The organism is Streptomyces hainanensis, assembly GCF_004348415.1.
GTDB classification, from domain to species: domain Bacteria; phylum Actinomycetota; class Actinomycetes; order Streptomycetales; family Streptomycetaceae; genus Streptomyces; species Streptomyces hainanensis.
Genome location: NZ_SMKI01000190.1, coordinates 1 through 13,471, shown reverse-complemented (window position 1 = coordinate 13,471; position 13,471 = coordinate 1). Strand labels below are relative to the sequence as shown.

At 73.5% G+C, this 13,471-nt stretch carries 13 protein-coding genes; 9 read left to right on the top strand and 4 right to left on the bottom strand.

The genetic code is table 11. The features are described from left to right. Positions 1–55 precede the first annotated feature (55 nt). On the top strand, positions 56–877 hold the full coding sequence (locus tag E1283_RS18615) for a serine hydrolase domain-containing protein (RefSeq protein ID WP_132819209.1): 822 nt from the start codon (positions 56–58) through the stop codon (positions 875–877). A gap of 162 nt (positions 878–1,039) precedes the next feature. Here E1283_RS18615 and E1283_RS18610 read toward each other — a convergent pair whose 3' ends face one another. Beyond that, positions 1,040–1,696 carry a class I SAM-dependent DNA methyltransferase gene (locus tag E1283_RS18610; protein ID WP_132819208.1) on the bottom strand — a complete coding sequence of 219 codons (657 nt, stop codon included), beginning with the start codon at positions 1,694–1,696 and terminating at the stop codon, positions 1,040–1,042. A 171-nt stretch (positions 1,697–1,867) separates the two neighbouring features. Here E1283_RS18610 and E1283_RS18605 point away from each other — a divergent pair, with 171 nt between their 5' ends. Continuing rightward, positions 1,868–3,688, top strand: a complete 1,821-nt coding sequence (locus E1283_RS18605) for a hypothetical protein (protein ID WP_132819207.1) — start codon at positions 1,868–1,870, stop codon at positions 3,686–3,688. 19 nt (positions 3,689–3,707) lie between these two features. Here E1283_RS18605 and E1283_RS39475 read toward each other — a convergent pair whose 3' ends face one another. After that, the gene (locus tag E1283_RS39475) at positions 3,708–5,369 is read right to left on the bottom strand and encodes a hypothetical protein (RefSeq protein WP_132819206.1); all 1,662 of its coding nucleotides are present in this window, start codon (positions 5,367–5,369) and stop codon (positions 3,708–3,710) included. Between the two features lie 285 nt (positions 5,370–5,654). Further along, positions 5,655–6,323 carry a pirin family protein gene (locus E1283_RS18595; RefSeq protein WP_132819205.1) on the bottom strand — a complete coding sequence of 223 codons (669 nt, stop codon included), beginning with the start codon at positions 6,321–6,323 and terminating at the stop codon, positions 5,655–5,657. A gap of 73 nt (positions 6,324–6,396) precedes the next feature. Between E1283_RS18595 and E1283_RS18590 the strand changes: the two genes are divergently transcribed. The 6 genes from E1283_RS18590 to E1283_RS18565 all read left to right on the top strand — a co-directional run bounded on the left by E1283_RS18590 (position 6,397) and on the right by E1283_RS18565 (position 11,750). Continuing rightward, on the top strand, positions 6,397–7,602 hold the full coding sequence (locus E1283_RS18590; RefSeq protein ID WP_243744937.1) for a PucR family transcriptional regulator: 1,206 nt from the start codon (positions 6,397–6,399) through the stop codon (positions 7,600–7,602). Positions 7,603–7,703: 101 nt separating this feature from the next. Beyond that, a complete protein-coding gene (locus tag E1283_RS18585) occupies positions 7,704–8,666 on the top strand; it encodes an ACP S-malonyltransferase (protein ID WP_132819203.1) in 963 nt (320 codons plus the stop codon). A gap of 10 nt (positions 8,667–8,676) precedes the next feature. Continuing rightward, positions 8,677–9,711, top strand: coding sequence for a ketoacyl-ACP synthase III (locus tag E1283_RS18580; RefSeq protein ID WP_132819202.1), 1,035 nt, complete (start codon positions 8,677–8,679; stop codon positions 9,709–9,711). Positions 9,712–9,783: 72 nt separating this feature from the next. Further along, positions 9,784–10,032, top strand: coding sequence for an acyl carrier protein (locus E1283_RS18575; protein ID WP_132819201.1), 249 nt, complete (start codon positions 9,784–9,786; stop codon positions 10,030–10,032). 77 nt (positions 10,033–10,109) lie between these two features. Continuing rightward, positions 10,110–11,372, top strand: a complete 1,263-nt coding sequence (gene fabF / locus E1283_RS18570; protein ID WP_132819200.1) for a beta-ketoacyl-ACP synthase II — start codon at positions 10,110–10,112, stop codon at positions 11,370–11,372. Positions 11,373–11,498: 126 nt separating this feature from the next. Then, the gene (locus E1283_RS18565; RefSeq protein ID WP_132819199.1) at positions 11,499–11,750 is read left to right on the top strand and encodes a hypothetical protein; all 252 of its coding nucleotides are present in this window, start codon (positions 11,499–11,501) and stop codon (positions 11,748–11,750) included. A gap of 93 nt (positions 11,751–11,843) precedes the next feature. Here E1283_RS18565 and E1283_RS18560 read toward each other — a convergent pair whose 3' ends face one another. Beyond that, entirely contained in the window at positions 11,844–12,779 is a 936-nt protein-coding gene (locus E1283_RS18560) for a beta-ketoacyl-ACP synthase III (protein WP_132819198.1), read from the bottom strand. Between the two features lie 57 nt (positions 12,780–12,836). On the opposite strand from E1283_RS18560, the gene E1283_RS18555 reads away from it, so the two are divergent. Next, the gene (locus E1283_RS18555; protein WP_132819197.1) at positions 12,837–13,436 is read left to right on the top strand and encodes a TetR/AcrR family transcriptional regulator; all 600 of its coding nucleotides are present in this window, start codon (positions 12,837–12,839) and stop codon (positions 13,434–13,436) included. The last annotated feature ends 35 nt before the right edge of the window (positions 13,437–13,471 follow it).

Here is a 13,471-nt window from a genome sequence, read left to right as displayed (position 1 = left end):
CTTCCACCCCCTCCCGGCCCTCGGCCCGCGCGGCCGAACGCTTAGGCTCGGAGGCATGCGAAGCCTGGAGTTGATCGACGGCTGGCCCGTCGGGACGGCGGCGGCGGGCGTGATCACGGGCGACGGGCGCCACGCGGTGCGCGGCCCGGCCGACCGGTCGTTCCCGCTCGCCTCGGTCACCAAGCCGCTGGCCGCCTACGCGGTGCTGATCGCGGTCGAGGAGGGCGCCACCGAGCTGGACGAGCCGGCCGGGCCGCCCGGCTCCACCGTCCGCCACCTGCTGGCCCACGCCTCCGGGCTCGCCTTCGACGAACACCGGGTGACGGCCCCGCCCGGCACCCGCCGGCTCTACTCCAACGCCGGCTTCGAGGTACTGGGCGAGCACCTGGCCAAGGTCACCGGGATGCCCTTCGCCCAGTACCTGAGCGAGGCGGTGTTCGCACCGCTCGGCATGGCCGGCACGACGCTCGCCGGTTCCCCCGCCTGGGCCGCCACCAGCACCGTCGACGACCTCATACGCTTCGCCGCCGAGCTGCTGCACCCGCGCCTGCTGGCCGCCGAGACCCTGGCCGAGGCCACCACCGTGGTCTTCCCCGGCCTCGCCGGCGTCCTCCCGGGCTTCGGCCACCAGCGGCCCAACGACTGGGGCCTCGGCTTCTCGATCCGCGACCACAAGTCACCGCACTGGACGGGCACCACCTCGTCGCCCGCCACCTTCGGCCACTTCGGCCAGTCGGGCACCTTCCTCTGGGTCGACCCGGTGGCCGGCGCGGCCTGCGTCGCCCTCACCGACCGCCAGTTCGGCCCCTGGGCGGCCGAGGCGTGGCCGCCCTTCACCGACGCGGTGCTCGCCGAGCTGGGAACCTCGCTCGGCTAGGGCGTGTCCGTAAAGTCTTGTCGGATCAGCCCGCGGCGTCAGACGCGGTGCATCGCAAGGCGCCGGATCGCGGCTCATACTTGGCCGTATTCGCGCGATTCGGTAACGCAGCGAGGTGCCGTGTATGGCGGCGCGGGCCCGGCGAGACTTCGCGGACGCGGCCTAGGGCGTGTCCTCCAGGGGCTTGGCCGCGAGCAGGCGGGCCTGTGGGACCCGGGCCGAGACGTCCCGCACCACCTCGGTCTCCAGTACGAACCCGGCCGCGGCGAGCAGCGCGGCGACCCGCTCGACCGGGAGCCAGTAGATGTCGAGGGAGATGCCGCGGTGGCCGTAGCCCTCCGTCCTGTGGTGCCGGCGGTCGCCGACGTGGAAGGCGAGCTGCAACCAGCCGCCGGGCCGCAGCACCCGGTGGAACTCGACGAAGGCCGACGGCAGCCGATCCGGCGGCAGGTGGATGACCGAGTACCAGGCCACGAGGCCGGCGAGCCCGGCGTCCGGCAGGTCGAGCGCCAGCAGCGAGCCCTCGGCGAAGCGGATCTCCGGGTGGGCTCGGCGGGCGACGGCCAGCATCGCGGGTGACAGGTCGACGCCGGAGGCGTCGAGCCCGGCCGCCGCGAGGTGGCCGGTGATCCGGCCCGTGCCGCAGCCGGCCTCCACCACGGGGCCCCCGCCGGCGGCGGTGACCCGGGCGGCGAAGTCGCCGAGCAGCGCGACGTCCAGCGGATCGTCGGTGACGGGCGGGATGACCTCGTCGTAGTCCAGGGCGACGGTGTCGTAGGTGGAGCGGGTCTCTGCGAGGAAGCCGGCGGCGTCGGTCATGGACCCGCACGATAGTCAACTCCGTCGCGCTCGGTTCCACTTGGGGCAGCGCGAGGGTGGAGCTGTTCACCGGACCGTCGGCCCCGCGTCGTCTCTCGGCCACGACCCTGCTCCCCGTCGCGTCCTAGCGTCCGGCCGACGATCACTTTCGCGAAGGGCGCAACGGGGACCATGCCCGATCTGGCATTCACACGTGAGGACGTTCAGGCCACCGCGGGCCGGCGTCCCTGGGAGCGGCGGCGCGAGTTCACCGCGGAGATCGACCCGGACGACATGGCGGACACCGCGGCCGCCTATGCCCGGGCCGCCGAGGAGGGGGCCACGGCGGCGAACATCGCGGAGCGCGCCACCCGGGTGGCCACCGAGGCCGGGGAGTGGGACGGCGAGTCGCTCGTGGACGGGCAGGGCCGGATCCGCGACACCCAACAGGACCTGCGTCCCGAGGAGTTGGAGGGCGTCACCCACGTCCTCGTCCGCGCGATGAACGAGGCCATCGTCGCCGAGGAGGTCGTGGCCCACGTCATCGAGGGCGGCGAGCCGCCGGTCGGCGCCGGCGAGTTGGTGGGCGGCCGGGAGGCGCGTCGGGCCGGCAGGGGCCTGGAGGACAGGTACCTCGACCACCTCCGGGCGGCCACCACCGAGTGGAACGGCTGGGTGGACGCCCTGGGCACCGCCGTGTACGGGACCAGGACCTGGGAGTACGACACCCCGCCGACCGTCAACGTGCAGTACGACGGGCGCTGGCGGCAGGTGCCGCCGTCGACCGGGGCCGACGGGGTGCCCACCTACTCCCCCGACCACCTGGCCCCCGAGATCCGCGAGCGCCACCTCCGCGCCGCCGCCGACGACGCCGTCGTGGCCGCCGACGACATCGAGGGGGCGATCGACGCCTACCGGTCCCACCTGACCGAGCTCTCCATGGAGCTCAGCACGCGCGGCTACGACCTGTCCGAGGGACCGCTCCACCTCTTCGTCAACGACGACATGGCGGCCTGGTCCGCCGACCAGCTCAGGGAACTGCTGGCGAACGCCGGCGAGTACGGCCCGGACCGGGAGCTGCTGCTCCAGTACCTGTCCGGCGTCGAGGGCGTCGTGCTGGGCGTCTACGACGACGAGTACGCGGACCACCCGGCCCCGGCCAGGCGGCTGACCGACGCCGAGCTGTCGTACCTGGAGACGTTCTACGGCCGGCTCGACCCCGAGACCCTGGCCGCGATCGGCCGGGCCAACTGGGCCAACGGCGCCACCACGGACGAGGAGATGGACTACCTGACCAACTGGGGCGACGCGGCGATGCGGTTCACCTCCGACGGCCTGCTGATGCTGCTGAACCCGGAGATCGGCGGTCACGACCCGGCCCGCGACCCGGGTGCCGTGCCGGACGCCGTGGCCCCCTACGTCTACGACCACGCGGCGCGGCTCCGCGGCGCCTCCGAGGAGTCGGTGGCCGACTTCAGTTCGTTCGGCGACCTGATGGGGCAGTCCAGGGTCGCGGGTGGCCAGGCGTTCAGCGAGGACCTCGGCCGGGCCGCGGTGGCCATCGAGCCGCTCACCGCGGACCTCCGCCACGAGGGCAGCGAGAACCCGGTGAACACGGGCACCCGCGAACTGCTCGACGTCACGGGACGGCGCCCGGAGGCCGCGGCGGCGTTGGTGGGCGACCCGGACTTCACCCGCTCCCTGATGAACGGCCACTACGCGCAGCCGTACGACATCTGGGGCACCGAGTGGGACGGCGGCCGGGAGTGGAAGGTGGTCGGCCTCGTGGAGCGGGCCACGACGCTGCCGGCCGGCGTCGATCCCGCCAGCGACCAGGGGCGCGCCCACGCCGACGCCGCCTACGCCTACCTCTCCTACCTGGACTCGCCCGACGCGTCGGGCCGCAACAACGACGGGTCGCTCGCTCTCGACGTCCACAAGCGGTACGCCGAGATCGACCCCGCCCGCTTCGCGCGCTTCGAGGACGTGGGCTTCGGCCCCCTGGTGGACTGAGGGCCGAGGCCGACGGCCGTCAGACGTCCGTGCCGGGGTCCTCCAGGCCCGGCCAGCCCAGGTCGTCCTCGGTGACGTAGGAGCAGTAGGTGTAGACGTAGTCGGCGTCGAGCCGGTCGCTGTCGGCCAGGTTGCGGGTGGACTCGTCGGGCGAGCGGTGCAGGAAGTGGTAGTCGCCGGCGGGGAGTCGCAGGGTGGCGCCGGGGTAGTCGCGGTCGGCGGCGCAGGCGCCGTCGCCCGGGTCGCTCGGGTAGACCTCGCAGCCGTCGCAGGCGTCCACGGTGCGGGTCCCGGTGACGGGACCGGTGTACAGGAACTCCAGCGGGTACGGCGAGTCGTTGTAGAGCTCGAGCGTGACCGTGGCCCCGCCGGCCGTGCCGGGCTCCGGGGGCAGCTCGGCGCCGGCCGCCGGGAGTTGGGCCGCTATCCGGGCCGCGATCAGGATGTCGCCTGCCCGGTCGACGCGCCCGTGGTCCGGGTACCGCTCGACCAGCTCGGCGAGCATGCCGTCCGCCTCGGAGAACTCACCGGCCAGGAAGCGGTCGGTGCCGCACCGGAAGAGCCCCTCGGGCACCGGCTCCGCGCCCTCCTCGGCGAGCGCGGCGAACTCCCGGCCGGGCAGCTCCCCGAACAGGGTGGTGAGCGAGCGCAGCCGGTCGAGGGCCGCGCAGGGCTCGTCCCCGCCGATGCCGTCGGCGGCGGCGCTCTGCAGCGCGCCGAGTTCCCCGGGCAGCGCGTCGGCGTAGGAGGAGTCCGGGTAGTCGTCGAGCAGCTCGGTCAGCGGCTCCCCCGCGGTGCCGGTCTGGTCCTGCTCGGCGCGCCGGAGCCCGCAGCCGTGCAGCGGCTCCGGCAGATCCTCCCCGGCCCGGCCGGCGAGCCGTTCGGCCTCCGCCCCGTCGAGCTCGTCGGGCAGCTGCTGGAAGTACCGCAGCGGGTCGAGGGCCGCGCAGTGGTCCTCGCCGGCGCCGCGCGGCGCGGTGGCCGACGCGTAGAGCGCGTCGATCCGGGCCGGCACCTCGCCGGCCGCGTCCGTGTCCGGGTGGGCGGCGCGCACGGCCAGGTACGCGTCGAGCGCCGACCGGTAGTCGGCCGCCGCCGCGTCGTCGAAGGCGGCCGCCTCGGCGGCCCCGGACACGAGCCGGTCGGCGACGGTCAACCGCTCCCGGAGGTCGCTCTCCAGGGCCCGCCGCTGGGCGTCCTCGAACCAGACGACGCTGCCGAGCGGCAGCGCGAGCAGCAGCACCCCGGCGGTGAGCGGCAGCCAGGCGCGGCCGGGGCCGCCGAGGGTCGGTGGCCGGGCGAGCCGCCAGGCGTCGAGCGCGGTGAGCAGCACCCACCCGAGGTAGGCGACGGCCAGGCCGCCGGGAACGCCGTCGGCACCGGCCGGCAGCGCCGCCCACAGCAGCAGGGCGGTGGCCGCCAGGCTGGCGGCGACGCGCGGCCACCGCCGCAGGTAGAGGTAGCCGAGGCCGAGACCGCCGAGGTTGAGCAGCGCGGCGGTGAGCCCGACGCGGGCGTCCCGCGGAACCCCGACGGTCGGCGACCGCCGCGGCGGTGGCGGCGCCGCCACCCCGCCCGACCAGTACGGGTACGCCGCCGGCGGCGGCCCGAAGCCGGGCGGCGGCCCGAAGCCGGGCGGTGGCCCGGGTGCCGCCGGCGGTTCCGCGCGTGGAACGGGCACGGAAGGCGGCGTGCCGGCCCCGGGTGGCCCGGGCGTCGGCCGGGCGGCGGTCGACGCGGACGTGGGCGGCACCGCCGGCGGTGCCGGTATCGGCGGCGAGGCCGCCTTGGGCGGCTCGGCAGCCGGGGTGGTTCTGTCGTGCTCCTCGTCGGTCACGTCCGTCTCCCGGGGGTGAGAGCTACGGGGTGATGCCCCGTCACCAGTGTGCGTCACCACACTGACAGTGAGCGACCACGGGTCGGTTCCCCCGCCCTCGTACCGGTTTCGATCGGTTCCCCGCGGTGACTACCCGGACAGCTCCCACATCAGCAACTCGGCCGCGCCGGCGGCTCGTACGGCCGCCTCGCCGTCGTCCGTCAGCCGGACCGCGTCGCCGGCCGTCAGGGCCACGGCGGGCCCGGTTCCGGTCAACTCGGCCGCGCCGGCGGCCAGGTGGAGGTAGCCGAGGCGCCCGCCGGGAAGCGTCGTCCGCTCGCCGTCGCCGAGCCGTCGCACCCGCAACACCGCCGGGGTGCGCGGCAGCGCGTACGGGATGTCGTCGGCGATCCCCCGCACCACCTCGTAGGCCGGTTCACCGCCCGGCTCGGCGGGGATCAGCCACATCTGGAGGAAGCGGAGCGGCTCGGGGCCGGCGTTGCGTTCCACGTGCCGCACGCCGGCGCCCGCCGTCAGGCGTTGCAGGTCGCCGGGGCGCACGACGGTGGCGCGACCGTCCTCGTCCTCGTGCGTCAGCTCGCCGGAAAGCACCCAGCTGACGATCTCCACGTCCCGGTGCGCGTGCGGGGGGAAGCCCGCGCCGGGTGCCAGCCGCTCCTCGTTGCAGGCGGTCAGCGGGCCGAGGCGGACGTTCTCCGGGTCGTAGTGGTCCGCGAACGAGAAGGCGTGTCGGGTGTCGATCCCGGCGGCCGGATCGCCGCCCCGGAAGCGGTCGGCGGCACGCGTGACGTGAGGCATGCGCCTACGGTATCCATCCGTGCAGTGACCCCCGCCTGGTATGAGTGGGTGGGAAATGAGGCAGGCTGGTCCCGTGTCCGAAGCCGATGAGAAGGCCGAAGCTGAGAAGGCCGATGAGAAGAAGGCGCACGTCGCGACCGTGCGCCGCCTCGAGCAGTCCTCGGGGAAGCTGGCCGCCGCCGCGATCTCGCGGATGGACGAGCAGCTGTCCTGGTATCGCGCGATGCCACCGGAGAACCGCTCCTGGATCGGCCTGGTCGCCCAGGCCGGCATCGCGGCGTTCATCGAGTGGTACCGGCATCCGGACACCCCGCAGGCCATCAGCACCGACGTCTTCGGCACCGCCCCGCGCGAGCTGACCAGGGCGATCACGCTGCGGCAGACCGTGGAGCTGGTGCGGACCACCATCGAGGTGGTGGAGTCGGCGGTCGAGGAGCTGGCGCCGCCGGGTGGGGCGTCGTCGCTGCGGAACGCGCTGCTGGTCTACTCCCGGGAGATCGCCTTCGCCACGGCCCAGGTGTACGCGCAGGCCGCGGAGGCGCGCGGCGCGTGGGACGCGCGCCTGGAGTCGCTGGTGGTGAACGCGGTGGTGTCGGGCGAGGCGGACGAGAGCGACGTGTCGCGGGCCGCCGCCCTCGGCTGGAACACGCCCGAGCACGTGACCGTGGTGCTCGGCAGCGCGCCCAACGGCGACAGCGAGCTGACGGTGGAGGCGATCAGGCGGGCCGCCAGGTATGCCAAGCTCCAGGTGCTGACCGGGGTGCTCGGCAAGCGCCTGGTGGTGATCGCGGGCGGCAGCGACGACCCGGTGCAGGCGGCCAAGGCGCTGATCGGCCCGTTCGCCTCAGGACCCGTGGTGGCCGGCCCCGTGGTGGGTGACCTGCTGGCGGCGACCCGCTCGGCGCAGGCCGCGGCGGCCGGGCTGCGGGCCTGCGCGGCCTGGCCCGACGCGCCGCGCCCGGTGCTGGCGGACGATCTGCTGCCCGAGCGCGCCATGGCGGGTGATCCCGCGGCCCGGCGGCTGCTGGTGGAGGAGATCTACAGACCGCTGCAGGAGGCCGGGTCCGCGCTGCTGGAGACGCTCAGCGTCTATCTGGAGCAGGCGAGCAGTCTGGAGGGCGCCGCGCGGATGCTTTTTGTGCATCCCAACACGGTCAGGTACCGCCTGAGACGTGTGACCGACGTCACCGGATGGCCCCCGTCCGACGTACGCTCGGCCTTCACTCTGCGCGTCGCGCTGATGCTCGGCCGGCTGGCGGACGCCGATTCCGGCATCTAGCCGCCGGCTCGCCGTTTTGTGTGGGAGCTACAAATCCCTCGACTGTTCTTCGTTCTTGCCCCCACCGGCGGTTCACCCGCTGGCCAGGAGAGAGTGAGAGGGTGCTTGTACTCGTCGCTCCCGGCCAGGGTGCCCAGACGCCCGGCTTCCTGAACCCGTGGCTCGAACTCCCGGGCGTCTCCGACCGCCTCGGCGGGTGGTCGGAGACCGCGGGGCTCGACCTCGTCCACTACGGCACGGCGGCCGACGCGGAGGAGATCCGCGACACGGCCGTCGCCCAACCCCTGTTGGTGACCGGCGCGCTGCTGTCGGCGGCCGCGCTGTTCGACGACGACCCCGCCGGCCCGGCCGGCTCCGTGGGTGCCGTCGCCGGGCACAGCGTCGGTGAGCTGCCGGCCGCCGCGATCGCCGGCGTCCTCACCGAGGAGGAGACCCTCGCGCTGGTGCGGCAGCGCGCCACGGCGATGGCCGAGGCCGCCACGGTCACCGAGACCGGCATGGCGGCGGTGCTCGGCGGCGACCCCGAGGAGGTCACCGCGCACCTCGCGAGGCTCGGCCTCACCCCGGCCAACAACAACGGCGGCGGGCAGATCGTCGCGGCCGGCACCATGGAGCAGCTGGCGGCGCTGGCCGCCGACAAGCCGGCCAAGGCGCGGGTCGTGGCGCTGAAGGTGGCGGGCGCCTTCCACACCGAGCACATGGCGCCCGCGGTCGACACGATGCGGGCGGCGTCCGAGGGACTGAAGCCGGCCGATCCGGGCATCCGCTTCGTATCGAACGCCGACGGCGAGGTCGTGGCCGACGGCCAGGAGATCGTGCGCCGTCTGGTGACCCAGGTGTCCAACCCGGTTCGCTGGGACCTGTGCGTGGAGACGTTCCAGCGGCTGGGCATCACCGCCCTGATCGAGCTGTGCCCGGGCGGTACGCTCGCTGGTCTGGCCAAGCGCAACCTCCCCGGGGTGGAGCGGGTGGCCATCAAGAGCCCGAACGATCTGGCAGCGGCCCGCGAGCTGATCGCCGCCCACCGCACGGCGTCCGCACCTACCGCAGAAGCCGCCGAATAGGAGCAGGGACATGTCCGCCACACTGAGGGTCGGGAAGGGCGCGCCCTACGCCCGCATCATGGGCGTCGGCGGGTATCGGCCGACGAGGGTCGTTCCCAACGAGGAGATCCTGAAGTACATAGATTCCTCCGACGAGTGGATCCGGTCCCGCTCGGGAATCGTGACCCGACACTGGGCGGACGAGGACGAGACGGTGGCCGAGATGGCGATCGCCGCCTCCGGCAAGGCCATCGCGGACGCGGGTATCACCGCGGAGCAGGTGGACGCGGTCGTGGTGTCCACCGTCTCCCACTTCCTGCAGACGCCCTCGGTCGCGACCGTGATCGCCCACCGGCTGGGCGCCGGTACGCCGGCCGCGTTCGACATCTCGGCGGCCTGCGCCGGCTTCGGCTACGGGTTGACGGTCGGCAAGGGCCTGATCGTCGACGGCAGCGCCGAGCATGTGCTGGTGATCGGTGTGGAGCGGCTGTCGGACCTCACCGACAAGGAGGACCGGTCCACGGCCTTCCTGTTCGGCGACGGCGCGGGTGCCGTGGTGCTCGGCCCCGCCCAGGAGCCCTCCATGGGCCCCACGGTCTGGGGCTCCGAGGGCGACAAGGCCGACGTCATCGCGCAGACGGTGCCCTGGGACCGCTTCCGGGTCGGCGACCTCGAGGGGCTGCCGGTGGACGCCGAGGGGCAGGTCAAGTTCCCGGCGCTGCGCCAGGAGGGCCAGACGGTCTTCCGCTGGGCCGTCTTCGAGATGGCCAAGGTGGCCCAGCAGGCGCTCGACGCGGCCGGGATCACCGCCAAGGATTTGGACGTCTTCATTCCGCATCAGGCCAACATGCGCATCATCGACTCGATGGTGAAGACCCTCAAACTGCCGGAACATGTCGCGGTCGCCCGCGACATCGAGACCACCGGCAACACCTCCGCCGCCTCCATCCCGCTCGCCATGGAGCGGATGTTGGCGACGGGGCAGGCGAAGAGCGGTGACACCGCCCTCGTCATCGGCTTCGGGGCGGGTCTCGTCTACGCCGCGACGGTCGTTACCCTCCCCTAAGCAAGGTCCGAACAGATCCGCCGGATCACCACCCCGCGGTACCCCACCGCAACACACTGAAGGAGCGCCGCAATGGCTGCCACCAAGGAAGAGATCATCGAGGGTCTCGCCGAGATCGTCAACGAGATCGCCGGCATCCCCACCGAAGAGGTGACGGTGGAGAAGTCGTTCACCGACGACCTCGACGTCGACTCGCTGTCCATGGTCGAGGTGGTCGTCGCCGCTGAGGAGCGCTTCAGCGTCAAGATCCCGGACGACGACGTCAAGGGCCTGAAGACCGTCGGCGACGCCGTCGGCTACATCTTCGACCACCAGAGCTGACCCGGCCTCCAGCGCCTGTCGCCACCCTCGTGGTGGCGGGTCACCACCTTTCCCCGACTAGCGGAGTAAGAAATCCCGTGAACGCGATCAATCGAACGGTGGTTGTCACCGGAGTCGGTGCGACCACACCGCTGGGTGGCGACAGCGCGACGACCTGGGAGGGTCTGCTGGCCGGCCGGTCCGGCGTGCGGGCCCTGACGGAGGAGTGGGCCGCCGACCTTCCGGTGCGGATGGCGGCCGTGGCCGCCGTGGACCCGGCGGACGTGCTGCCCCGTCCGGTGGCGCGGCGCCTCGACAGGTCCGCGCAGTTCGCACTGCTCGCGGCCCGGGAGGCGTGGGCCGACGCGGGCTTCTCCGCTCGGGCCGGCGAGGACGAGTCGGTCGACCCGACCCGGCTCGGCACGGTCATCGCCTCCGGCATCGGCGGTGTGACCACGCTGCTCGACCAGTACGACGTGCTGCGTGAGAAGGGGGCTCGGCGGGTCTCCCCGCACACCGTGCCCATGCTCATGCCCAACAGCCCGGCGGCCAACGTCGGTCTCGAGGTCGGGGCGCAGGCCGGCGTGCACACCCCGGTCAGTGCCTGTGCCTCCGGCGCGGAGGCCGTCGGCTACGCGGCGGAGATGATCCGCACGGGCCGCGCCGACGTGGTGGTGGCCGGTGGCACGGAGGCAGCGATCCATCCGCTGCCGATCGCGGCGTTCGGCAACATGATGGCGATGTCCAAGCAGAACGACGAGCCGGAGCGCGCCTCCCGGCCGTACGACACCGCCCGGGACGGCTTCGTGCTGGGTGAGGGCTCCGGCGTGGTGGTGCTGGAGTCCGCCGAGCACGCCGCGCGGCGTGGTGCCCGGGTCTACTGCGAGCTGCTGGGCCAGGGCTTGTCGTCCGACGCGCACCACATCGCGCAGCCCGAGCCTTCGGGTCGCGGCATCGCGGCGGCGGTGGAGAGCCTGATGGAGAACACCGACCTCAAGCCGGAGCAGCTGTTCCACCTGAACGCGCACGCCACCTCGACGCCGCTGGGCGACATCGCGGAGATCAAGGCGCTGCGTCGGGTGCTGGGCGACGATGTCGACCATGTCGCGGTCTCGGCGACCAAGTCGATGACCGGGCATCTGCTCGGTGGCGCCGGCGGCATCGAGACGGTGGCGACGGCACTGGCCCTCTACCACCGGGTCGCGCCGCCGACGATCAACATCGAGAACCTCGACCCCGAGGTGGACGCGGACGTGGTCCGTGACGAGCCGCGCGAGCTGCCGGGCGGCACCATCGCCGCGATCAACAACTCGTTCGGCTTCGGCGGGCACAACGTGGTGCTGGCGATGCGGACGATCTGATCCACCGTTCGCGTGATTCGGAACCGCCGCCCGGCTGACGTGGGGCGGCGGTTCCGTCGTTCCTGGTTACCCCTTCTTCCCGGAGGGACCGCGTTGGATCGGTCCCACGTAGCGGAAGGGGTGCTCATGCGCATCCACACCATTCCGGCCGCCGCGGCACTGGCCGTGGCGGCCCTCGTCGGCGCGACCGGGCCGGCCGTCGCCGGGACGAGCGTCGGCGGCGACGTCGGGTTCCTCTCGGACCACTGCGACGAGTCGAGCCGGCACAACGACACCCTGGTCTGGACGCCGCCCGGCGCGCAGGCCGCCTCGGCGACGCCGGCCGCCGAGCCCAACGGACGGTGTGGGTTCCTGGGCTCGTTCCACCTCGGCGGCTGACGGCCGCCGGGCTCCCGGCACGCGACGACCCCCGCCCGGTAAGGGCGGGGGTCGTCGGCCGTCAGGGGCTCGCCATCTCAGGGGCTCGCCATCTCAAGGGACGCGGACGACCTGGCCGGCCCAGGAGAGGCCGCCGCCGAAGGCGAAGAGCAGCACCGGCGCCCCGGTCGGGATCTCGCGGCGCTCGATCAGCTTGGACAGGGCGAGCGGCACGGAGGCCGCCGAGGTGTTGCCGGAGACGACCACGTCCTGGGCGACGACGGCCTGGGGCGCGTCGAGCCGCTTGGCGATGGCCTCGATGATCCGCAGGTTGGCCTGGTGGGTGACGATCGCGGCGAGCTCCCGGGGGTGGACGCCGGCCCGCTCGCACGCCTCCCTGGCCAGCGGGGCGAGCTCGGTGGTGGCCCAGCGGAACACGGCCTGGCCGTCCTGGGCGAAGGTGGGGTGCCAGTCGCCCTTGATCCTGACGGCCTCCCGCCGGCCGGGGTCGGAGCCCCAGACGACGGGCCCGATGCCGTCGTCGTGCTCGCTGGCGCCGAGCACGGCGGCGCCGGCGCCGTCGCCGAGCAGCACGCAGGACGAGCGGTCGGTCCAGTCGGTGATGTCGGACATCTTCTCGGCGCCGATGACGAGGGCGTGCCGGGCGGCGCCGGCCCTGATGGCGTGGTCGGCGGTGGCGAGCGCGGTGGTGAAGCCGGCGCAGGCGTTGTTGAGGTCGTAGACCACGGCGCGGGGGATGCCGAGCTCGCCGGCGACCTGGGCCGCGGTGGACGGGGAACGGTCGATGGCGGTGCAGGTGGCGACGATCACCTGGCCGATGTCGGCGGGGTCGACGCCGGCCGCGGCCAACGCCTTCCCCGCGGCGGCGACGGCCAGGTCGGTCACGGACTCGTCCCTGGCGATGTGGCGGGTGGCGATGCCGGTCCGCTGCCGGATCCAGGCGTCGTCGGTGTCGACCATGCCGGCCAGGTCGTCGTTGGTGAGCACATGCTCGGGCTGGTGATGGCCCAGGGCGATGAGGCGAGTCATGACGCACAATATAGCGACCGATCGGTCGGACGCTATACCGGGCCTATGCTGGTCGGCATGAGTCCGCGACACTCGGCGGCCGAGGCCCGCCACACCAGGGAACGGATCATCGAACGCAGCGTGGACCTGGCCTCGGTCGAGGGCCTCGAGGGCCTGACCATCGGCCGCCTCGCGCTGGACCTCGGCATCAGCAAGTCCGGTCTGCTCGGCCACTTCGGCACCAAGGAAGCCCTGCAGCTCGCCGCCCTGGAGCGGGCGGCGGTCGTCTTCAACCGCGAGGTCTGGCGGCCCGCGGCGGACGCCACGCCGGGACTGCCGCGGCTGCGCGGCGTCTGCGCGGCGTGGATCTCCTACCTGGAGCGCGAGGTCTTCCCCGGCGGCTGCCTCTTCGTCAGCTCCACCTTCGAGTACGACGGCCGCGGCGGCCCCGTCCGGGCCCTGCTCCAGCGCCAGTTCCGGGCGTGGGAACTCCGCCTCACGACGGAGGTACGCCGCGCCGTCACCACCGGCGAGCTGCCGCCGGACACCGACGCGGCCCAACTGGTCTTCGAGCTCTACGGCGTGATGATGAGCCTCAACCACGCCATCCAGCTCTACGGCGCCGGCCGCGCCCCCGCCCTGGCGAGGGCGGCCGTGGCCCGCCTGCTGGCCACCTGAACGCGGCCCTCCCTCACTGGGGGGTTTCCCCACCC